Here is a 21538-nt window from a genome sequence, read left to right on the forward strand (position 1 = left end):
TCACGAGGAGTCGCGGGTCGGCCTACCGTCGCACTCCCGTGCACGAGACCGAGAGGCGCCGCCATGTCTGCTGACCAGTACGCATTCGAAGACCCCACCCAGAAGTTCGCCGACATCACCCCGAAGGCCCAGTACCTCGAGGGCGCCGGCACCGACGAGGAGCTCTCGTCGCCCGCCGACCACGGCGAGGAGACCTACCGCGGCTCGGGCCGCCTCGAGGGCCGCAAGGCGCTCATCACGGGAGGCGACTCGGGCATCGGCGCGGCCGTCGCCATCGCCTACGCCCGCGAGGGCGCCGACGTCGCCATCAGCTACCTCGCCGAGGAGGAGGAGGACGCGCAGAAGATCGTCGCCCTCGTCGAGGCCGCCGGCCGCAAGGCCGTCGCCCTGCCCGGCGACATCACCGACCGCGAGTTCTGCACGCAGCTCGTCGAGAAGGCCGTCAGCGAGCTCGGCGGCCTCGACATCCTCGTCAACAACGCGGGCAAGCAGCAGCACGTCGAGGACTTCCTCGAGCTCGACGACGAGAACTTCGACGAGACCTACAAGACCAACGTCTACGCGATGTTCTGGATCACCAAGGCCGCGCTCCCCCACCTCGTGCCCGGCTCGACGATCATCAACACGACGTCGATCCAGGCGTACCAGCCGGCCCCGATGCTCGTCGACTACGCGTCGACCAAGGCCGCGATCAACACCTTCTCCAAGGGCCTCGCCATGCAGCTCGCACCGAAGGGCATCCGCGTCAACGCGGTCGCCCCCGGCCCGATCTGGACCCCCCTCCAGCCCGCCGGCGGACAGCCGTCGGACGCGCTGCCCGACGTCGGCAGCCAGACCGCCCTCGGCCGCTGGGGCCAGCCCGCCGAGCTCGCGCCCGCCTACGTCTTCCTGGCGTCGGGCGAGTCGAGCTACGTCGTCGGCGAGACCCTGCACGTCGACGGCGGCATGCCCACGCCGTAGGTCGCACCGCTCTGCCGGAGGGGCCGCTCGCGCATCGTCGCGGGCGGCCCCTCCGTCGTCGGCGGGCGGCCCCGGGGAGGCGCGGGTCGCCTCCGGATCGACGCTTGCGTTCGCGTTACAACGATGTAATGCTGTCCGCAGTCGACGCATCACGAAGGAGTGACCACCGATGACACCCCCTGAGCCCCTGTCCGGCCCGCCCCGCCCCGGCGGCCTCGCCCGTACCGGCCTGGCCGGCCTCTCCCGCCGCAGCCTCCTCCTGGGCGGCGCCGGCATCATGAGCGTGCTGGCGGTGGGCAGCCTGGCGGGCTGCGCGCCCGGCGCGACGACCGCCTCCGGCGCTGCCGTCGAGCAGCTCAAGTTCTGGCACCTGCTGAGCGGGGGCGACGGCATCAAGATGTCGGCCCTCGTCGACCAGGCCAACGAGCAGAACCCCGAGTTCCACGCGACGCAGACCGTGCTCGCCTGGGGCACGCCGTACTACACGAAGCTCGCCATGGCCTCGGCCGGCGGCCGCGCCCCCGACGTCGCGATCATGCACGCGTCGCGCGTGCCCGGCTACGCGCCCGGCGGGCTGCTCGACCCGTGGGACATCGACAAGCTCGCCTCGTACGGCCTGCGCGAGCAGGACTTCGCGCCCGCGGTCTGGAAGGCCGGGTTCAACGGCGACCAGCTGTACTCGGTCGCCCTCGACTCGCACCCGTTCATCCTGTTGTACAACACCGACGTCGCCCAGCAGGCCGGGGCCCTCGGGCCCGACGGCCGCCTCGTCGACATCAGCAGCCCCGAGCAGTTCCTCGAGGTCGCGGCCGCCATGCAGGCGGTCACCGGCAAGCACGGCGCCTCGTGGGGGTACCTCAACGACGGCGCCCAGCTCTGGCGCATGTTCTACACGTTCTACAAGCAGCAGGGCGCCGACATGGTGCTCCGCGAGGGCGGCACCGTCGAGTACGACGAGGCCGCCGCGGTCACGGCCCTCGAGTTCATGCAGACGCTGACCGACGGCACCGCCATGGCCATCGCGAGCGACATCCAGTCCGGCATCGCCGAGTTCGTCAGCGGCGAGAGCGGGATGCTCTTCACCGGCGTGTGGGAGGTGCCGAGCGCCGAGGCGGCCGGCATCCCCTACGACGCCAGCATCATCCCGACGCTCTTCGGCACGCCGGCCGTCTACGCCGATTCGCACGCCTTCGTGCTGCCCCGGCAGAGCGACGTCGACGACGCGAAGCGGGAGGACGTCTACAAGATGGTGGCCACCATCCTGAAGGACAGCATCTCGTGGGCCGAGGCGGGTCACATCCCCGCCTACGGCCCGGTCGTCGACAGCCCGGAGTACGCCGCGCTCGTGCCGCAGTCCCACTACGCCGAGGCCGCCCAGTACCTCAACTACGACCCGCCGGCCTGGTTCTCGGGCTCCGGGTCGGACTTCCAGACGTACTTCCTCGACAGCATCCAGTCCGTGATCCTCGCGAAGGACGACGCGGCCGCGGGCATGCGTGCCTTCGTCGCCCGGGTGGAGACCCAGCTGTCGCGACCGGCCCCGGTCTGAGCCGCCCCGCGCCTCCCCGTGCTCCGCCCCTCCCGCCCCACCTCCCTGCACGACGACGAAGGAGTCGATCTGTGACGACCACCACGGTGACCGCCCCGGCGGCCAGCGCCGACCGCGCGGCCACGCCCGCCCGCACCCGCACCCGGGTGCGCTCCCGCTCCGGCGGGCCCCGAGACACCAAGATCGGGTGGGGCTTCGCCGCGCCGTTCACGGTCCTCTTCGCGCTCTTCCTCGTCTGGCCGCTCGTGCACGGCTTCTGGCTGAGCCTCACGGGCCAGAGCCTCACCGGCCAGGGCGGCGAGCTGATCGGGTTCGCCAACTACGCCGAGGCCTTCGCCGACGGCGCGATGTGGCGCTCGATGCTCAACACGCTGTGGTTCACCGTGCTCAGCACGATCCCGCTCGTGGTGATCGCCCTCGTGCTGGCCCTGCTCGTCAACACCGGCCTGCCGGGCCAGTGGCTCTGGCGCCTGAGCTTCTTCCTGCCCTACCTGCTGGCGTCGACCGTCGTCTCGCTCTTCTGGATCCAGCTGTACAGCCCGACGCTCGGCCCGATCAACTCGGCGCTGGCGACGGTCGGGCTGCCGCAGCCCGCCTGGCTGCAGGACCCCGACACGGCGATGATCGCCGTCGTCGCGACCACCGTCTGGTGGACGGTCGGGTTCAACTTCCTGCTCTACCTCGCGGCCCTCCAGAACATCCCCGACCAGCAGTACGAGGCGGCCTCGCTCGACGGCGCCGGCCGCTGGCGCTCGCTGGTCTCGATCACGATCCCGCAGCTCGGCCCGACCACCGGCCTGATCGTCATCCTCCAGGTGCTCGCCTCGCTCAAGGTCTTCGACCAGATCTACCAGATGACGAACGGCGGCCCGGCCGGCACGACCCGCTCGACCGTGCAGTACATCTTCGAGACCGGATTCACCGGCTACCGCTTCGGCTACTCCAGCGCCATCTCGTACATCTTCTTCGCCGTCATCGTCGTGATCTCGATCGCGCAGTTCGCGGCCACGGCCCGCAACCGCAAGGGAGCCCAGAAGTGACCGCACCGGCCCTCGCCCCCACCGGCGACCTCCGCGCCCCGACCGCCCGCCGCGGCCGCGAACGCGCCCCGCACAAGCCCGGCCAGTCGCGCTTCGGCGTGATGAGCGTCGTCAGCATCGTCATCCTCGTGGTGATGGCCGCGCTGTGGCTCATCCCCTTCCTCTGGTCGCTCGCCACCTCCTTCAAGAGCGAGGCCGACGCCGCGGCGACGCCGCAGACCTGGCTGCCGGCCGGGGGCTTCACCCTCGACGCGTACCGGGCGATCCTCGACCAGGGCAACATCCCGACCTGGCTGTTCAACAGCCTGTTCACGTCGATCGTCATCACGCTCATCGTCGTCGCGACGTCGGCGCTCGTCGCCTACGCGTTCTCGCGCCTCGACTTCCGGGGCAAGAAGTGGCTCTACGTCGCGACGATCGCCTCGATCATCGTGCCGCCACAGGTGCTGATCGTGCCGCTCTTCTACCAGATGCTCGCCTTCAACATGGTCGACACGTACTGGGGCATCATCCTGCCGCAGGCGATCGCGCCCGCCATGGTCTTCGTGCTCAAGAAGTTCTTCGACCAGGTGCCGATCGAGCTGGAGGACGCCGCCCGCGTCGACGGGGCGGGGCGCGTCCGCGTCTTCTTCACGATCCTGCTGCCGCTCTCGCGACCCATCCTCGGCGCGGTCTCGATCTTCGTGTTCATCGGCGCGTGGAACAACTTCCTCTGGCCGTTCATCGTCACCAACGACGCGTCGCTGCTGACGCTCCCCGTCGGCCTGCAGACCATCAAGAGCGCCTACGGCATCCAGTACGCCCAGAACATGGCCGCGGCGATCCTCGCCGCCCTGCCGCTGATCCTCGTGTTCCTCTTCTTCCAGCGCCAGATCATCAAGGGCATCTCGACCACCGGGTTCGGCGGGCAGTGACTCCCCGCTCGCCCGGCCCCGCGCCTCCCCCGCTCCCCCTCCGACCGTCCCCCCGCCAGATCGCCGTCCCCCATCACCAGGAGATAACCGCATGAGCACCGCCCGCATCACCGTCGACCGCGAGTTCGTCGTCGGCCCCGTGCCCCGCCGCCTGTTCGGCTCGTTCGTCGAGCACATGGGCCGGTGCGTCTACACCGGCATCTACGAGCCCGGCCACGAGACCGCCGACGAGAAGGGCTTCCGCCACGACGTGCTCGAGCTGACGAAGGAGCTCGGCGCCACCGTCATCCGCTACCCCGGCGGCAACTTCGTGTCGGGCTACAACTGGGAAGACGGCGTCGGACCGGTCGACCAGCGCCCCCGCCGCCTCGACGGCGCCTGGCACACGGTCGAGACCAACGCCTTCGGCCTGCACGAGTTCGTCGAGTGGAGCGCGCTGGCCGGCACCGAGGTCATGGAGGCCGTCAACCTCGGCACCCGCGGCGTCGAGGCGGCCCGCGAGCTCGTCGAGTACGCCAACCACCCCGGCGGCACGGCCCTGAGCGACCGCCGCATCGCCAACGGGGCGAAGGACCCGTTCGACATCAAGCTCTGGTGCCTCGGCAACGAGCTCGACGGCCCGTGGCAGATCGGCCACAAGACCGCTGGCGAGTACGGCCGCCTCGCCCAGGAGGCCGCCAAGGCGATGAAGTTCGTCGACCCGACCATCGAGCTCGTCGCCGTCGGCAGCTCGGGCCGGAACATGCCCACCTTCGGCTCGTGGGAGCACGAGGTGCTCACCCACGCGTACGACGAGGTCGACTACGTCTCGATGCACGCGTACTACCAGGAGCACGACGGCGACGCGACGAGCTTCCTCGCCACGGCCGTCGACATGGACGCCTTCATCGAGGAGGTCGTCTCGACCATCGACGGCGTCAAGGCCGCGGGCAAGCACCGGAAGCAGGTCGACATCTCGTTCGACGAGTGGAACGTCTGGTACCAGACAGGCCTCGACACCGACGACCAGCCCCACAACGTCTCGAAGGGCTGGGTCGAGCACCCGCGCCTCATCGAGGACCAGTACAACGTCACCGACGCGGTCGTCGTCGGCACCTTCCTCAACTCGCTGCTGCGTCACGGCGACCGGGTGAAGATCGCCAACCAGGCGCAGCTCGTCAACGTCATCGCCCCCATCCGCAGCGAGCAGGGCGGGCCGGCCTGGCGCCAGACGATCTTCTGGCCGTTCGCCCGCATGGCCGCGCTCGCCCGCGGCGAGATCCTCCGCACCGTGGTGACGAGCGACAAGATCGACACCCCGAAGTACGGCGACGCCGACCTCGTCGACGTCAGCGCCACCTGGGACGAGGAGTCGGGGCGCGTCGCGTTCTTCCTCGCCAACCGGGGACTCGAGGAGGCGGCGGACGTCGAGGTCGCCCTCCGCGGCTTCTCGGGCGCCCGCGTCACCCGGGCCGAGCTGCTGACCGTGCCCGAGGGCGGGGACCGCTTCACGAGCAACACCGAGCAGGCGCAGGACGCCGTGGGCCTCGTGCCGCTCGAGGGCGTCAGCGTGGACGGCGGCGTCGCCCGTCTCACGCTGCCCGCCCTGTCGTGGGCCGTCGTGGAGCTCGAGGTCGGCACAGCGTAGGGAGCCCGCCGACCCCGGGAGGGGACGAGGGCCGGTGCCGGGGCGTGAGCCCGGCGCCGGCCCTCGGCCGTGGGGCGTCGGGCGTGGGCCCGGGGCGCTACTTGCGGCGCGGGAAGAGCCGGGAGATGGAGTCGCGCACCGACTCCTCGATGGTGTCGCTGAAGGTGTTCGAGAACGACAGCGAGTCGGCGGGCGCGCTGGCCGCCGTCATCGAGCGGATCACGGCCTCGCCGTGGTGGGCACGGGCGGCGCGGACGGTGTCGAAGGCGAGGCCCTGCGAGGCCGCGAGCTCCTCCAGGAGCGCCAGCCGCGCCTCCTCGCCGAGGCCCGCCCCGGCCGCGAGGGCCCGGGCCGCGTCGTCGTCGACCCCGTCGGCGACCCAGCGGCCGGCGCGCTCGGTGAGGTCGGCGGCGGCGACCAGGCCGATCATGCGCTTGGCCTCGTCGTCGCGGATCTCGGAGCGGGCGACGGCGATGTCGCGAGGGGGCGTGTCGGGCATGCCGACCAGGATATCTCGGCCGTCAGCTGTACAGCCGGGTGGGCACGGTCGCGTCGAGCTCGGCGGCGCGGAGGTCGACGTCGGCGTCGAGGGCGGCGCCGCTCAGCGACTCCTCGATGCGGCGCTTCTCGGCGGTGCTCGAGCGGATCAGCGGCAGCCCGCGGGCGATGGCGTTGCGGATGCGCTCCTGCAGCAGGGGCGCCGTCACGCGGCGGTCGGTGAAGTCGCTGGCGTGCGCGTAGACGCCGAGCGGCAGGGTCAGCGCCTGGAAGAAGCCGAACAGCGGCCGCAGCGAGTGCTCGAGGATGAGCGCGTGGCGCTCGCTGCCGCCCGTGGCGGCGAGCAGCACCGGCACGTCGACGAGCGCGTACTGCTCGACGAAGTCGAAGAGGTGCTTGAACAGGCCCGTGAAGGAGGCGCGGTAGACCGGCGAGGCCGCGATCAGCAGGTCGGCCCCCTCGATGGCCCGCAGCTCGCGCTCGACCCGCGCGTCGAGCTGGTCGCGGGTGAGCGCCCCGGCGAAGAGCGGACCGAGCTCGCTGACCCGGATGACGTGCCGCTCGATCGGCATGACCAGGGCGAGCTCGTCGAGGATCGCGTCGACCAGGGCGTCGGTCTTGCTGGGCGTGCTGAGCGTTCCCGACACGGCGACGACGCGCAGCGGAGGTGTCTGAGTCATGACGACCATGCTCGCCCCTCCCCTCGTCGTAACGTTCGCGTGTGACGTTCTGAGTCGTGCGACAGTGACCTGGTGACGCATCACCTACCTGCCTCCGCCTCCGCCCCCGCCGACCCGGCCGACGTGCTCGCGCTGCACGCCGCCTCCTTCGGCCTGGCCGCCGACGTCTACGAACGCGGCCGCCCCTCCTACCCCCGCGAGGCCGTCGAGTGGCTGCTGCCGCGCGGCGCCCGCGACGTGGTCGATCTCGGGGCCGGCACGGGCAAGCTGACCCGCGTGCTGCTCGAGCAGGTCGACGAGGTCGTCGCCGTGGAGCCGAGCGAGGGCATGCGCGAGATCCTCGAGCGCGTCGTGCCGCGGGCCCGGTCGCTCGCCGGCAGCGCCGAGAGCATGCCGCTCGCCGACGACTCGGTCGACGCCGTGCTCGTCGCCCAGGCCTGGCACTGGGTCGACCCCGTGGTCGCCGTGCCGGAGGTCGCCCGCGTGCTGCGGCCGGGCGGCACCCTCGGGCTGCTCTGGAACATCCGCGACGAGACGGTGCCGTGGCTCGCCGCCCTCAGCCGCGTGCTGAACCAGCCCGCCGAGCGCGACATGCAGTCGGAGGCGCCCGTCGTCGGGGCGCCGTTCGGCGAGGTCGAGCGGCACGACGTCGAGTGGGTGCACGAGCTGGAGCGCGACGAGTTCCTCGCGATGATCGCCTCGCGCAGCTACGTCATCACCCTGTCGGACGACGACCGCGCGCAGGTGCTGCGCGACGTCGGCGCGCTGCTCGACACGCACCCCGACACCCGGGGCGTCGACCTCATCCGCCTGCCGTACGTCACGCGGTGCAGCCGGGCCGTGCTGCTCGGCTGAGCCGCGGCACGGGCGGTGCCCGTACGGTGGGGTCATGACCCCGGAGGCCCTGCTCGTCACGGTCGACCACGTGTGGTCGGGCCGCTGGCGCGGGCCGTCGGTCGTGCGGGCCACGCGCGAGGGGCTGCACCTCTTCGGCAGCCCCGACCCCGCGACCTCGGCGGCGCTGCCGCACCTGCCCGGCACGCTGCTCTCGCCCTTCACTGACTCGCACGTGCACCTCGGCCTCGTCGACCCGACGCAGCTCGGGCCGGGCGGCATCGCCCGGGTGCTCGACCTCGGCTGGGACCCGGACGAGGCCTCCCTCTGGCCCGAGCACGGCCGGATGGACGACGCCTGGCCCGAGGTCCAGGTGGCGGGCGGCCTGCTCGGCGCCCCGGGCGGCTACCCGAGCCGCGCCGGCTGGGCGCCCGCCACCGCCGCGGTGCCGATCACGAGCACGGTCGACGCGCACCGCGAGGTGCGACGGATGCGCGACCTCGGGGCGTCGGTGATCAAGGTCGCGCTCAACGGCGACGTCGGGCCGGTGCTCGACCGGGCGCTGCTCGAGGCGATCGCGGAGGCCGCCGACGACGTGCAGCTGCTCACGGTCGCCCACGTGCAGGGCCTTGGGCAGGTGCGCCGTGCCCTCGACGCCGGCCTGCTGCGCTTCGCGCACACCCCCTTCAGCGAGGTGCTGACCGACGACCTCGTCGACCGTGCCGCCGACGGCACGTGGATCAGCACGCTCGACATCCACGGCCACGGCCGGGGAGGCGCGGAGCACGAGATCGCCGTCACGAACCTCACGAGGTTCCGGGCGGCCGGCGGGCACGTGCTCTACGGGACCGACCTCGGCAACGGCGACCTGCCCGTGGGAGTCAACGAACGCGAGCTGCGGGCGCTGCAGCGCGCGGGGCTCGGCCTCGACGAGCTGCTCCGGGCGCTCGGCAGCGACGACACCCTCGACGCGGGCAGCGACGGCCGCCACTGGTCGCGCCGGGCGTCGTGGATCCCGACCGCGCCGCCGGGCCCCGACGGCGACGCTCCCGCGTGGCTGGCCACCGCCTCCGTGCTCACCCCCGACACCCTGCTGGAGAAGACCCGATGACCGACGCCTCCCCCACCTCGCCCGCCCCCGCCGCCTCGCCCGCCTCCCCCGCCGGCGCCGACGACCTGCCGGCGGCGCCGCACGACGCGGCCGACCCGCTCGCCGCGCTGGTCGCGAGGTTCGTGCCCGCGGGCGACGTGGTCTCCTACCTCGACGGCAACTCGCTGGGGCGGCCCCTGCTCGCGACGGGGCCGCGCGTCGAGCAGCTGCTGCGGCACGACTGGGGCACCCGGCTGATCCGTTCGTGGGACGAGCGCTGGATGGCGCTGCCCACCGAGGTCGGCGACCGCATCGGCGCCGTGGCGCTCGGCGCGGCGCCCGGGCAGACGGTCGTCGGCGACTCGACCACCGTGCTGCTCTACAAGGCGATCCGGGCGGCGCTCGCGGCGCGGCCCGGTCGGCACGAGATCGTCATCGACGACGACCAGTTCCCGACCGACCGCTTCGTCGTCGAGGGCATCGCGCGCGAGCGCGGCGCCGTCGTGCGCTGGGTCTCGGTCGACCCGGCCCTCGGCGTGACGCCCGAGCTGCTCGCACCGGTGCTGGGCCCCGACACGGCGGTCGTGCTGGTCAACCACGTGTCGTACCGGTCGGCGTTCGTCGCCGACCTCGAGGCGATCGCGACCGCGGTGCGGGAGGCGGGGGCCCTGCTGGTCGCCGACCTCTGCCACTCGGTGGGCGTGGTGCCGATGCAGCTCGACGCGTGGGGAGTCGACATCGCGGTGGGCTGCACCTACAAGTACCTCAACGGCGGGCCGGGGGCGCCCGCGTTCCTCTACGCCCGGGCCGACCTGGTCGCCGAGCTCGAGCAGCCGATCCAGGGCTGGATGGGCGCCGCCGACGTCTTCGCGATGGCCGACGGGTACACGGCGTCGCAGGGCATCCGTCGGTTCATCAGCGGCACGCCGCCGGTGGTCGGGATGCTCGCGATGCAGGACATGCTCGACCTGGTCGACGAGGCCGGGGTGGAGGCGGTCCGCGCCAAGTCGGTCGCGCTCACCGAGTACGCGCTCGAGCTCGTCGACGCGTGGCTCGTGCCGCTCGGCGTCGAGGTCGCGAGCCCCCGCGACCCGTCGCAGCGGGGCAGCCACGTGATGATCCGGCACGCGGCGTTCCGCGAGGTGGTGGCGACGCTCTGGGAGCAGGGCGTGGTGCCCGACTTCCGCAACCCCGACGGGCTGCGCATCGGCCTGTCGCCGCTCTCGACGAGCTTCGAGGAGGTGCGGGTCGGCCTGGCCGCGGTGCGCACCGCCCTGCAGGAGCAGCGGGCCGCCCCGGCCGCCGCCTCCGCCCCCGAGCCGGGCCCCACCACCCCCTGAACCCGCCTCCTCGGTGGAGACACGGGGCACGACGAAGGGCGCCGGCCGGAGCCGGCGCCCTTCGTGGCGTGTGCGGGGAGGGGCTAGAAGTCCCAGTCCTCGTCTTCCGTGTTGACGGCCTTGCCGATGACGTACGACGAACCCGACCCGGAGAAGAAGTCGTGGTTCTCGTCGGCGTTCGGCGACAGGGCCGACAGGATCGCCGGGTTCACGTCGGTGGCGTCCTTCGGGAACATCGGCTCGTAGCCGAGGTTCATCAGCGCCTTGTTGGCGTTGTAGTGCAGGAACTTTCGGACGTCCTCCGTCAGGCCGACGCCGTCGTACAGGTCCTGCGTGTACTGGATCTCGTTCTCGTAGAGCTCGAAGAGGAGGTTGAACGTGTAGTCCTTGATCTCCTGCTTGCGCTCCTCGGAGGCTCCTTCGAGGCCCTTCTGGAACTTGTAGCCGATGTAGTACCCGTGCACGGCCTCGTCGCGGATGATGAGACGGATCAGGTCAGCGGTGTTGGTGAGCTTCGCCCGCGACGACCAGTACATCGGCAGGTAGAAGCCGCTGTAGAACAGGAACGACTCGAGCAGCGTCGAGGCGACCTTGCGCTTCAGGGGGTCGTCGCCCGTGTAGTAGTCGAGGACGATCTGTGCCTTCTTCTGCAGGTTCGGGTTCTCGACCGACCAGCGGAAGGCGTCGTCGATCTCGGGGGTCGACGCGAGGGTCGAGAAGATCGACGAGTAGCTCTTGGCGTGCACCGACTCCATGAACGCGATGTTCGTGTAGACGGCCTCCTCGTGCGGGGTGATCGCGTCGGGGATGAGGCTGATCGCGCCCACGGTGCCCTGGATGGTGTCGAGCAGCGTGAGGCCCGTGAACACGCGCATGGTGAGCTGCTGCTCCTCCGGCGTGAGGGTGTTCCACGACTGCACGTCGTTCGACAGCGGGATCTTCTCCGGCAGCCAGAAGTTGTTGACGAGTCGGTTCCAGACCTCGACGTCCTTGTCGTCCTGGATGCGGTTCCAGTTGATCGCACTGACCGACTTGATCAGCGGGATCGACTTGCCGGTGGCGTGCACCGGGTCGCCGGCGACGCTGTTGATCTTGTCGGTGATGGTCATGTCGTCTCTTCCGTCGGGTGGTGCCGTGGTTCTCAGTTCAGGAGGCGGGGGCCGGTCGTCGAGACCGGCCCCCGCCGGGTGCCGCGCCGCAGGAGCGGCACGGCGACGAGCACTAGAGCATGCAGCTGACGCAGCCGTCGACCTCGGTGCCCTCGAGCGCGAGCTGGCGCAGACGGATGTAGTAGATCGTCTTGATGCCCTTGCGCCATGCGTAGATCTGCGCCTTGTTGATGTCGCGGGTCGACGCCGTGTCCTTGAAGAACAGGGTCAGCGAGAGGCCCTGGTCGACGTGCTGCGTCGCCGCGGCGTAGGTGTCGATGATCTTCTCGGGGCCGATCTCGTACGCGTCGGTGTAGTACTCCAGGTTGTCGTTCGTCATGAACGGCGCCGGGTAATAGACGCGGCCGAGCTTGCCTTCCTTGCGGATCTCGATCTTCGACGCGATCGGGTGGATCGACGACGTCGAGTGGTTGATGTACGAGATCGAGCCGGTCGGGGGCACCGCCTGCAGGTTCTGGTTGTACAGGCCGTGCTCCATGACGCTGGCCTTGAGGGCGAGCCAGTCGGCCTGCGTCGGGATCGCGACGCCGGAGGCGGCGAACAGGCCCGCGGCGCGCTCGGTCGCCGGCACCCACGCCTGCTCGGTGTACTTGTCGAAGAACTCGCCGGAGGCGTACTTGCTGTCCTCGAAGCCGCCGAAGGTCACGCCCCGCTCGATCGCGATGGTGTTCGAGGCCCGCAGGGCGTGGAACAGCACCGTGTAGAAGTAGATGTTCGTGAAGTCGATCGCTTCTTCGCTGCCGTAGTGCACGCGCTCACGAGCCAGGTAGCCGTGGAGGTTCATCTGGCCGAGGCCGATGGCGTGCGACTGGTCGTTGCCGACCTCGATCGAGCGCACCGACTGGATGTGGCTCATGTCGCTGACGGCGCTGAGGCCGCGGATGGCCGTCTCGACCGTCTTGCCGAAGTCGGGGGCGTCCATCGCCAGGGCGATGTTCATCGACCCGAGGTTGCAGGAGATGTCTTTCCCGATCTCGTTGTACGAGAGGTCCTCGTTGAACGTGGTCGGGGTGTTGACCTGCAGGATCTCCGAGCACAGGTTCGACATGTTGATGCGGCCCTTGATCGGGTTCGCCGCGTTGACGGTGTCCTCGAAGACGATGTAGGGGTAGCCCGACTCGAACTGGATCTCCGCGATCGTCTGGAAGAAGTCGCGGGCCTTGATCTTGGTCTTCTTGATGCGGCCGTCGGCCACCATCTCGCGGTACTTCTCGCTGATCGGGACGTCGCCGAAGGGGACGCCGTAGATCTTCTCGACGTCGTACGGCGAGAAGAGGTACATGTCCTCGTTGTTCTTGGCGAGCTCGAACGTGATGTCGGGCACGACGACGCCGAGGGAGAGCGTCTTGATGCGGATCTTCTCGTCGGCGTTCTCACGCTTCGTGTCGAGGAACCGCATGATGTCGGGGTGGTGCGCGCTGAGGTACACGGCCCCCGCGCCCTGACGGGCACCGAGCTGGTTCGCGTAGCTGAAGCTGTCTTCCAGGAGCTTCATGACGGGGATGATGCCCGACGACTGGTTCTCGATCTGCTTGATCGGGGCGCCGGCCTCACGGATGTTCGAGAGCGAGAGGGCGACGCCGCCGCCGCGCTTCGAGAGCTGCAGCGACGAGTTGATGCCGCGCGAGATCGACTCCATGTTGTCTTCGATGCGCAGCAGGAAGCAGCTGACGAGCTCGCCGCGCTGGGCCTTCGCCGTGTTGAGGAAGGTCGGGGTGGCCGGCTGGAAGCGGCCGCCGATGATCTCCTCCACCAGGTCGATCGCGAGCTGCTCGTCGCCCTGGGCGAGGCCGAGGGCCGTCATGACCACCCGGTCTTCGAAGCGCTCGAGGTAGCGCTTGCCGTCGAACGTCTTGAGCGTGTACGAGGTGTAGTACTTGAACGCGCCGAGGAAGGTCTGGAAGCGGAACTTCTTCGAGTAGGCGAGGTCGTTCAGCTTCTCGATGAAGGCGAAGTCGTACTGCTCGATGGTGGCGAGCTCGTAGTACTCGTTCTCGACGAGGTAGTCGAGGCGCTCGCGCAGGTTGTGGAAGAAGACCGTGTTCTGGTTGACGTGCTGCAGGAAGTACTGCTTCGCCGCCTCGCGGTCCTTCTCGAACTGGATCTCGCCGGACGGGCCGTAGAGGTTCAGCATCGCGTTCAGGGAGTGGTAGTCCATCCCGGAGCTGAGTCCCTGCCCCGGGGCGGCGATCACTTCGAGGTCATCGACTGCTGTGTCCAAAATTCTTCCAATCCAGTTCTTACGGCTGTGACGTCGTCGGGAGTCCCGAAGACCTCGAATCGATAGAGGAGGGGCACGTCGCACTTGGCGGCGACGATGTCGCCGGCCAAGCAGTACCCCTCGCCGAAGTTCGTGTTGCCCGCGGCCACGACGCCCCTGATGAGGGAGCGGTTGCCCTCGTCGTTGAGGAAGCGGATGACCTGCTTCGGCACGGCGCCCCGGCCCTCGCCGCCGCCGTAGGTCGGCAGGACGAGCACGTAGGGGTCGCTGACGTGGAGCGGCTGTTCCGAGGGGAACAGCGGGATGCGCTCGGCCGGCACGCCCAGCTTCATGACGAAGCGGTGGGTGTTGCCGGAGACGCTCGAGAAGTAGACGAGGTTCGTCATGTCAGGCGAGCCTCCTGTCTCGTCGGCGACCGCGGCCCGGGAGGCGCGGGTCAGGAGATGCGGGCGGCCAGGCCGGCGATCTTGTCGGGGCGGAAGCCGCTCCAGTGGTCGTCGTCGGCGATCACGACGGGGGCCTGCAGGTACCCGAGGGCCTTGACGGTCTCGAGCGCGGCCTCGTCGGCGGTGACGTCGAGCACCTCGTACTCGATGCCCTTGTTGTCGAGCGCACGGTAGGTCGCGGTGCACTGGACGCAGGACGGCTTGGTGTAGACGGTGATGGCCATGGGATCCCCTGTGTTCTGGGCCGACCCGGGGGTCGGACGCGGTGGTTCTGGAGCAGTTCTGGGGCTGCAGGCTCAGTGCCTGCGGCGACTCGTCGATACTACATCTTGTGGCTGGGACTGGAGTCACCAACTAGATGCGGTGTTACACGGTTGTCATTATCCACAGGCTCGCCCACAGGTTGTGAACAGATCCGAGGCGGTTATCCCCTGATCCGGCGGTGCTTGTCCCCACCTTTCTCCACACCACCGACACTCACGCCCCCGTGCCCCCCGTTCGGGCCGTCGGCGTGTCGTGGGCCGGTCGTAGACTCGACTCCTCGTGAGCACCTACACCTCCCTCCTGAAGACGCCGGGCGTCGGCCGCATCATCGCGGCGCAGCTGACCGCGCGCTTCCCGTTCGGGATGCTCTCGCTCGCGTTCCTCCTCCACGTCGAGCACGTCCACCACTCGTACGCCGCGGCCGGCCTCGTGCTCGCCGCGACGAGCATCGGGCAGGCCATCTCGGGGCCCCTGACGAGCCGGTGGATGGGCCGCTGGGGCATGCGCCCCGTCTTGCTGCTCACCCTCGTCGTCTGCTTCGTCACGATGGTGACCTTCACGCTGTACGACTTCTCCGTGCCCGCCTTCATGGCGCTCGGCTTCGTGACCGGCCTCAGCGTGCCTCCCGTCCAGCCCGCCGTGCGCACCATCTACCCGAAGATGGTCAACTCGTCGCAGCTGACCCCCCTGTTCTCCCTCGACGCCTCCGCCCAGGAGATCATCTGGGTCGCCGGCCCGGTCATCACCACCTTCGTCGGCACGCAGGTCGGCACGCAGGAGGCCATCTGGCTCGCCGCCGTCTTCCTCGTCGGGGGCGGCGCCTGGTTCATCGCCTCGCCCGAGGTCGGCCGGGTGCGCATCCCGCGCAGCAAGCGCGCCTTCGGCAAGGTGCTCGCGCGGCCGACCGTGCTGCTGGCCACCGCCTCCGGCTTCCTCCTCATCGGCGCCTGCGCAGCCGTCGAGGCCGGGGTCGTCGCCCTCTTCGGCGAGGGCAGCGCCGACTCGGGCATCGCCCTCGCCGTCTTCGCCCTCGGCTCGCTCGTCGGCGGCCTCGCCCTCGGGCACGTGCCGGTGGGCCCGTGGGCGCTGGCCCGCCGCCTCGCGATCGTCTTCGTCGGCATGACCCTGGCCGTCTTCGTCAGCGGACTGCTGCCGCTCAGCGCCGCCCTGCTCGTCGCCGGCGTCGGCATCGCCCCGGCCCTGGCCGTCATGTTCGCGATCGTGTCGTCGAGCGTGAAGTTCAGCGACACGGCCGAGGCCTACGGCTGGGCCGGCACCGGCCAGCTGATCGGCTCCGCCCTCGGCTCCGCGATCGCCGGCTTCTGGATCGACCGGATCGGCGGCCAGGGCGGCCTGCTCGTGGCCGCCGTGTTCGCGCTCGTCGGGGCCGTGGTGGGCGCCGTCTTCCACCGCTCGCTGCCCGATCTGCGCGGGCGCGACGCGAGCCCGCTGCCCGACACCGAACCGGTGCCCGTCCAGCCCAGCTGACCCGCGACTCCGGTGCCATGATCGAGGGATGGCCCCCATCGACACGCCCACCCTCGCCCTGAACGACGGCACCACCATCCCCCAGCTGGGGCTCGGCGTCTACAAGGTGCCCGACGACGAGGCCGAGACGGTCGTCGCGACGGCGCTCGAGGCGGGCTACCGCCACCTCGACACGGCGTCGTTCTACGGCAACGAGGGCGGCGTCGGCCGGGCGATGCGCGCCTCGGGCGTGCCCCGCGACGACGTCTTCCTCACCACGAAGGTGTGGAACACCGACCACGGCTACGACGAGACCCTGCGCGCCTTCGACCGCAGCCTCGAGACCCTCGGCACCGACCACGTCGAGCTGTACCTCATCCACTGGCCGGCCCCGACCCAGGACCGGTACGTCGAGACCTACCGCGCCCTGGAGCGCATCCGGGAGGAGGGGCGGGCCCGCTCGATCGGCGTCAGCAACTTCCAGGTGCACCACCTCGAGCGCCTGCTCGGCGAGACCGACGTCGTGCCCGTCGTCGACCAGGTCGAGGTGCACCCGTGGCTGCAGCAGCACGAGGTGCGGGAGTTCGCCGCGGCGCACGGCATCGTGACCCAGGCCTGGTCGCCGCTGGCCCGCGGCAGGATCCTCGACGACCCGACGCTGCTCCGCCTCGCCGAGCGGCACGGCGTCTCGACCGCGCAGGTCGTGATCCGCTGGCACCTGCAGCAGGGGCTCGTCGTCATCCCGAAGTCGGTGACGCCGGCGCGCATCCGCTCGAACATCGACGTGTTCGGCTTCGAGCTCGACGACGACGACCTCGCGGCGGTCGCGGCGCTGGACTCCGGGCAGCGCACCGGCTCGCACCCCGACACGAACGGCTGAGCCGGAGGCGCGGGTCGAGGGGCTCGGCCCGCTCGCGTACCGTGGTGGGCGCACATCTCGAGCAAGGAGCACCCATGACGATCGTCGCCGCCGCTGACGGATCCGCCCTCGGCAACCCCGGCCCCGCCGGCTGGGCCTGGTACGTCGACGACGACCGCTGGGCCGCCGGGGGCTGGCCCCGGGCCACGAACAACCAGGGTGAGCTGACTGCCGTGCTCGAGCTGCTGCGCGCCACGGCCGGCACCGACGAGGCCGTCCACATCCTGTGCGACAGCCAGTACACGATCAAGGCCTGCACCGAGTGGATGCCGGGCTGGAAGCGCAAGGGCTGGCGCAAGGCCGACGGCAAGCCCGTGCTCAACGTGGAGATCCTCAAGGAGCTCGACGCCGCCCTCGCGGGGCGCTCTGTCACCTTCGAGTGGGTGCGCGGCCACGTCGGCCACGAGATGAACGAGGCCGCCGACGTCCGTGCCCGCGGCGCCGCGACGGCGTTCCAGAACCGCAGCGACGTGCCGAGCGGGCCGGGCTGGCCGGGTGCGCCGGTCGCGACGACATCCCCGGTCGCCGCTCCCCCGGAGCCGCCGGCGACGCTCTTCTAGGTCGCGCCCCGCGCCTCCCCCCTCACCCGACGACGGNGGGTGGGTGCTCGACAGCCCGCCGTCGACGACGAACTGCGCGCCGGTGGAGAAGGCCGAGTCGTCGGAGGCGAGGTGCAGGGCGAGGCCCGCGACCTCCTCCGGCATGGCCAGGCGGCCGCGCGGGCTCATCGTCTTGAAGGCGTCGAGCAGCGCGGGCTGCGCCTCGACCTGGCGGCGGAAGAGCGCGGTGTCGGTCGGGCCGGGGTGCAGCGAGTTGATGCGGATGTCCCAGCCCTCCTGCGCGGCGTGCGCGGCGCTGGAGCGGGTGAGGCCCACCAGCGCGTGCTTGCTGGCGGTGTACGCCGCGTCGTCGCCGAAGCCGAGGAAGGACGTGGCCGGGGCCAGGTTGATGATCGACCCGCCGGACGACGCCGGGTTCGCGCGCATCTGCTCGATGGCGAAGCGCGTGCCGAGCATCACGCCCGTGACGTTGACGGCGAAGACCCTGTTCCAGCTCTCGAGCTGCGTCACGTCGATCGACTGGCCCGAGACGATGCCCGCGTTGTTGACCAGCACGTCGAGGCGCCCGTAGTGGTCGGCGATGCGGTCCATCACGCGCTTCCAGTCGCCGCCGTTGGCGACGTCGTGCTGGATGAACTCCGCGCCGGCCTCCGCGGCGACGGCCGAGCCGTCGAGGATGTCGGTGGCGACGACGCGCGCCCCCTCGTCCGCGAAGCGGCGGACGATCGCCTCCCCGATGCCCGAGGCGGCTCCGGTGACGATCGCGACTTTGCCGGACAGACGGGACATGGGTCCTCCTCGTGGAGCGGAGCACGGTGGTGCTGCGGGCGGTGCGTCGGAGGGTCGCTCCGGGGTGGCCGACGGGGTGCCGCGGCCAGCGACGATGCTACTCCTCGACGACCGTCGACCGGGCCCGGTCGGAGGCGGGACCGACGGCCGTGACGGTGACCACCGCCTCCCCGCGCTCGTCGCTCGAGGCCAGGTCGACCACGGCCGAGATGCCCCAGTCGTGGTCGCCCTCGGGGTCGGCGAGCACCTGGCGCACGCGCCACACGCTCGGCAGCTGCTCGACCTGGAGCATGTGCGGGCCCCGTGCGTCGGTGTCGGTGCCGATCGTGTCGTACTCGTCGAAGTAGCGGTCGAGGGCCTCGCCCCAGCGGTCGACGTCCCACCCCGACGACGAGTCGAGCTGGCCGAGGGCCTCGGCGTCGTCGCGGGCCATGAGCTGCACCCGGCGGAACATCTCGTTGCGCACCGCGATGCGGAACGCCCGGTCGTTCGCCGTGAAGCGGCGGAGCACCGGCGGCACGATCTCGTCGTGGGCCTCGACCTCGCGGGGGTTCAGCATCTCCTCCCACTCGTCGAGCAGGCTCGAGTCGACCTGGCGCACCAGCTCGCCCAGCCACTCGATCAGGTCGGCGAGCTCGTCGGTCTTGGCCTCGTCGGGCACCGTCTGCCGTAGGGCACGGAACGCGTCGGAGAGGTAGCGCAGCACGAGGCCCTCCGACCGGGCCAGGCCGTAGAAGCCGACGTAGTCGCCGAACGTCATGGCCCGCTCGTAGAGGTCGCGCACGACCGACTTCGGGCTGAGGGCGAAGTCGCCGATCCAGGGCTGCGACGCCGCGTAGGTCTCGAAGAGCCCCGTGAGCAGCTCGTCGAGGGGCTTGGGGTGCGTGACGTCCTCGAGCAGCTCCATGCGCTGGTCGTACTCGATGCCCTCCTGCTTCATGGCCGCGACGGCCTCGCCGCGGGCCTTGAACTGCTGCTGCGAGAGGATCGGCCGCGGGTCGTCGAGGGTCGCCTCGATGACGGAGACGACGTCGAGGGCGTAGCTGGGCGACTCGCGGTCGAGCACCTCGAAGGTCGCGAGCGCGAACGGCGAGAGCGGCTGGTTGAGCGCGAAGTTCGCCTGCAGGTCGACGGTGAGGCGGATGGTCGGCGCGGCGCCGTCGACGCCGGGCTCCTGCACGACGACCTCCGCGGTGCGGAGCGTGCGGTAGATCGAGATCGCCTGCCGGGCCATCGCGTACTGCTTCGCGAGGGGCTCGTGGTTGTCGAAGACGAGCGACCGGACGTTCGCGAAGACGTCGCCGCCGCGGCCGATCACGTTGAGCAGCATCGCGTGCGTGACCTGCAGGTGCGACACCAGGGGCTCGGGCTCGGCCGCGATCAGCTTGTGGAAGCTCGGCTCGCCCCACGAGACGAAGCCCTCGGGGGCCTTCTTGCGCACGATCTTGCGCTTCTTCTTCGGGTCGTCGCCGGCCTTCTCGATCGCCTTGAGGTTGTCGATCTCGTGCTCAGGCGCCTGCAGCACCACGGTGCCGGAGGTGTCGTAGCCGGCCCGGCCGGCCCGGCCCGCCACCTGGTGGAACTCGCGGGCGCTGAGCTGGCGCATGCGCGTGCCGTCGAACTTCGTCAGCGCGGTCAGCAGCACCGTGCGGATCGGCACGTTGATGCCGACGCCGAGGGTGTCGGTGCCGCAGATGACGCGGAGCAGGCCGCGCTGGGCGAGCTGCTCGACGAGACGGCGGTACTTGGGCAGCATGCCCGCGTGGTGCACGCCGATGCCCGACCGAACGAGCCGGCCGAGCGTCTTGCCGAAGCCGGTGCTGAACCGGAACCCGCCGATGAGCTCGGCGATCTCGTCGCGCTGCTCGCGCGTCGCGACCTTGATGCTCGACAGCGCCTGCGCCCGCTCGAGCGCGGCGGCCTGCGAGAAGTGCACGACGTAGACCGGGGCCTCGCCGGTGGAGAGGAGCTCCTCGACGGTCTCCTGCACGGGGGTCTGCGCGTACGAGTAGTGCAGGGGCACGGGGCGCTCGACGCCGGTGACGCGGGCGACGGGCCGGCCCGTGCGCCGGGCGAGGTCGTCGGTGATGCGCGTCACGTCGCCGAGCGTCGCCGACATCAGCAGGAACTGCGCCCGGGGCAGCAGCAGCAGGGGCACCTGCCAGGCCCAGCCGCGCGACTGGTCGCCGTAGAAGTGGAACTCGTCCATGACGACCTGGTCGACCTCGGCGTCGGGCCCCTCGCGGAGCGCGAGGTTGGCGAGGATCTCGGCGGTGCAGCAGATGATCGGGGCGTCGTGGTTGACCGACGAGTCGCCGGTCACCATGCCGACGTTCTCGGCGCCGAACAGCTCGACCAGCGCGAAGAACTTCTCGCTCACGAGGGCCTTGATCGGCGCCGTGTAGTACGTGCGCCGCCCCTGGCTCAGCGCCACGAAGTGCGCTCCCGCGGCGACGAGCGACTTGCCGGTGCCGGTCGGCGTGCTGAGGACGACGGAGGCGCCCGAGACGAGCTCCATCATGGCCTCGTCCTGCGCGGGGTACAGGGGCAGGCCCCGGCTCTCCGCCCACTCGACGAACGAGGTGTAGGCGACGTCGGGGTCGTACGAGGACGCTCCCGGGGTCGCGGGCAGCAGAGCGGCGAGCGGGGCGGTGGGAGCGGGCGACATGGTGAGTCGATCCTGCCCCATCGACCGGGCCCGCGCCTCCGCCCAGGGCGGGAGAGCCGTCACGGGGCCGGGGGGCGACCCCGTGACGGGCCCTCGCCACGGACCCTGAACCGCCCCGAGGTGAGGACTCCTCGATGGTGCCACGAACGTTTCGGTTCGGCAAACGACCGAGGGAGGCGTGACGCCCGGAGACGAGACACGCCCCCGTCGACGAGCCGGGCTCGGACAGGGGCGTGTCACCGCGCCCACGACGTCGGCCAGCTCGAGTTCGGATCAGGAGAGCCCGAGCGACCGGACGCCGCACTACGGGCGCGGGATGCCCCGGTAACCAGCCGGGCGCACGAACCCTACCGTAGCGTGAGGCTCGGGCTCCGGGAAGGGTGGCTGGGGGGTGATCGTGGGCCGGGTCACTCCGCTACCGCAGCGGACGGTGCTTGCCTGATCCCTCTGCGTCCGCTCCGCTACCGCAGCGGACAGTGCTCGTCTGATCCCGCTGCGTCCGC

The 21538-nt window shown here is 70.8% G+C and carries 18 protein-coding genes and 1 pseudogene; 11 read left to right on the top strand and 8 right to left on the bottom strand.

Annotated features, from left to right (window positions below; all coding sequences use genetic code 11):
• The first annotated feature begins 63 nt into the window (after positions 1-63).
• From IFT45_RS01690 to IFT45_RS01710, 5 genes are all read left to right on the top strand, one after another.
• A complete protein-coding gene (locus IFT45_RS01690) occupies positions 64-960 on the top strand; it encodes a glucose 1-dehydrogenase (RefSeq protein ID WP_056056776.1) in 897 nt (298 codons plus the stop codon).
• A gap of 169 nt (positions 961-1129) precedes the next feature.
• Positions 1130-2509, top strand: coding sequence for an extracellular solute-binding protein (locus tag IFT45_RS01695; RefSeq protein ID WP_192126368.1), 1380 nt, complete (start codon positions 1130-1132; stop codon positions 2507-2509).
• A gap of 71 nt (positions 2510-2580) precedes the next feature.
• Positions 2581-3549: a carbohydrate ABC transporter permease gene (locus IFT45_RS01700; protein WP_371810835.1), complete on the top strand. Its 969-nt coding sequence runs from the start codon at positions 2581-2583 to the stop codon at positions 3547-3549.
• Entirely contained in the window at positions 3546-4463 is a 918-nt protein-coding gene (locus tag IFT45_RS01705) for a carbohydrate ABC transporter permease (protein ID WP_307803404.1), read from the top strand. Before IFT45_RS01700 ends, IFT45_RS01705 begins: the two co-directional genes overlap by 4 nt.
• A 91-nt stretch (positions 4464-4554) precedes the next feature.
• On the top strand, positions 4555-6090 hold the full coding sequence (locus IFT45_RS01710) for an alpha-N-arabinofuranosidase (protein ID WP_056056784.1): 1536 nt from the start codon (positions 4555-4557) through the stop codon (positions 6088-6090).
• Between the two features lie 97 nt (positions 6091-6187).
• On the opposite strand, the gene IFT45_RS01715 is transcribed toward IFT45_RS01710, so the two are convergent.
• Together IFT45_RS01715 and msuE are read right to left on the bottom strand one after the other, a co-directional pair.
• Positions 6188-6589 carry a hypothetical protein gene (locus IFT45_RS01715; protein ID WP_185233496.1) on the bottom strand — a complete coding sequence of 134 codons (402 nt, stop codon included), beginning with the start codon at positions 6587-6589 and terminating at the stop codon, positions 6188-6190.
• 22 nt (positions 6590-6611) lie between these two features.
• Positions 6612-7268, bottom strand: coding sequence for an FMN reductase (gene msuE, locus IFT45_RS01720; RefSeq protein ID WP_197982106.1), 657 nt, complete (start codon positions 7266-7268; stop codon positions 6612-6614).
• Between the two features lie 72 nt (positions 7269-7340).
• Here msuE and IFT45_RS01725 point away from each other — a divergent pair, with 72 nt between their 5' ends.
• From IFT45_RS01725 to IFT45_RS01735, 3 genes are read left to right on the top strand one after another with little or no spacing between them, the layout of a single operon-like run.
• Entirely contained in the window at positions 7341-8123 is a 783-nt protein-coding gene (locus tag IFT45_RS01725; protein ID WP_371810836.1) for a class I SAM-dependent methyltransferase, read from the top strand.
• A 34-nt stretch (positions 8124-8157) separates the two neighbouring features.
• Positions 8158-9213, top strand: a complete 1056-nt coding sequence (locus tag IFT45_RS01730; RefSeq protein ID WP_185233498.1) for an amidohydrolase — start codon at positions 8158-8160, stop codon at positions 9211-9213.
• Positions 9210-10532, top strand: coding sequence for a kynureninase (locus tag IFT45_RS01735; protein WP_192126370.1), 1323 nt, complete (start codon positions 9210-9212; stop codon positions 10530-10532). Before IFT45_RS01730 ends, IFT45_RS01735 begins: the two co-directional genes overlap by 4 nt.
• Before the next feature lie 83 nt (positions 10533-10615).
• Here IFT45_RS01735 and nrdF read toward each other — a convergent pair whose 3' ends face one another.
• From nrdF to nrdH, 4 genes are all read right to left on the bottom strand, one after another.
• Positions 10616-11641 carry a class 1b ribonucleoside-diphosphate reductase subunit beta gene (gene nrdF, locus IFT45_RS01740; RefSeq protein ID WP_056056795.1) on the bottom strand — a complete coding sequence of 342 codons (1026 nt, stop codon included), beginning with the start codon at positions 11639-11641 and terminating at the stop codon, positions 10616-10618.
• A gap of 112 nt (positions 11642-11753) precedes the next feature.
• A complete protein-coding gene (gene nrdE, locus IFT45_RS01745; protein ID WP_056058956.1) occupies positions 11754-13859 on the bottom strand; it encodes a class 1b ribonucleoside-diphosphate reductase subunit alpha in 2106 nt (701 codons plus the stop codon).
• Between the two features lie 32 nt (positions 13860-13891).
• The gene (gene nrdI / locus IFT45_RS01750) at positions 13892-14308 is read right to left on the bottom strand and encodes a class Ib ribonucleoside-diphosphate reductase assembly flavoprotein NrdI (protein WP_056056798.1); all 417 of its coding nucleotides are present in this window, start codon (positions 14306-14308) and stop codon (positions 13892-13894) included.
• A gap of 50 nt (positions 14309-14358) precedes the next feature.
• Complete coding sequence (nrdH, locus tag IFT45_RS01755) at positions 14359-14592, bottom strand: glutaredoxin-like protein NrdH (protein ID WP_056056800.1); 234 nt, start codon at positions 14590-14592, stop codon at positions 14359-14361.
• A 319-nt stretch (positions 14593-14911) separates the two neighbouring features.
• Between nrdH and IFT45_RS01760 the strand changes: the two genes are divergently transcribed.
• The 3 genes from IFT45_RS01760 to IFT45_RS01770 all read left to right on the top strand — a co-directional run bounded on the left by IFT45_RS01760 (position 14912) and on the right by IFT45_RS01770 (position 17578).
• Positions 14912-16120 (top strand): MFS transporter, encoded by a 1209-nt coding sequence (locus IFT45_RS01760; RefSeq protein ID WP_056056802.1) that lies wholly within the window; start codon positions 14912-14914, stop codon positions 16118-16120.
• A gap of 28 nt (positions 16121-16148) precedes the next feature.
• On the top strand, positions 16149-16979 hold the full coding sequence (locus IFT45_RS01765; RefSeq protein ID WP_185233506.1) for an aldo/keto reductase: 831 nt from the start codon (positions 16149-16151) through the stop codon (positions 16977-16979).
• Between the two features lie 74 nt (positions 16980-17053).
• Positions 17054-17578: a ribonuclease H gene (locus IFT45_RS01770; RefSeq protein WP_167259982.1), complete on the top strand. Its 525-nt coding sequence runs from the start codon at positions 17054-17056 to the stop codon at positions 17576-17578.
• A 37-nt stretch (positions 17579-17615) separates the two neighbouring features.
• Here IFT45_RS01770 and IFT45_RS17660 read toward each other — a convergent pair.
• Together IFT45_RS17660 and IFT45_RS01780 are read right to left on the bottom strand one after the other, a co-directional pair.
• Positions 17616-18367 (bottom strand): annotated as a pseudogene (locus IFT45_RS17660) (SDR family oxidoreductase); the annotation flags it as partial.
• Positions 18368-18464: 97 nt separating this feature from the next.
• The gene (locus IFT45_RS01780; protein ID WP_192126372.1) at positions 18465-21035 is read right to left on the bottom strand and encodes an RNA helicase; all 2571 of its coding nucleotides are present in this window, start codon (positions 21033-21035) and stop codon (positions 18465-18467) included.
• Positions 21036-21538 lie beyond the last annotated feature (503 nt).

Source organism: Frigoribacterium sp. CFBP 13707, assembly GCF_014842245.1.
GTDB classification, from domain to species: domain Bacteria; phylum Actinomycetota; class Actinomycetes; order Actinomycetales; family Microbacteriaceae; genus Frigoribacterium; species Frigoribacterium endophyticum.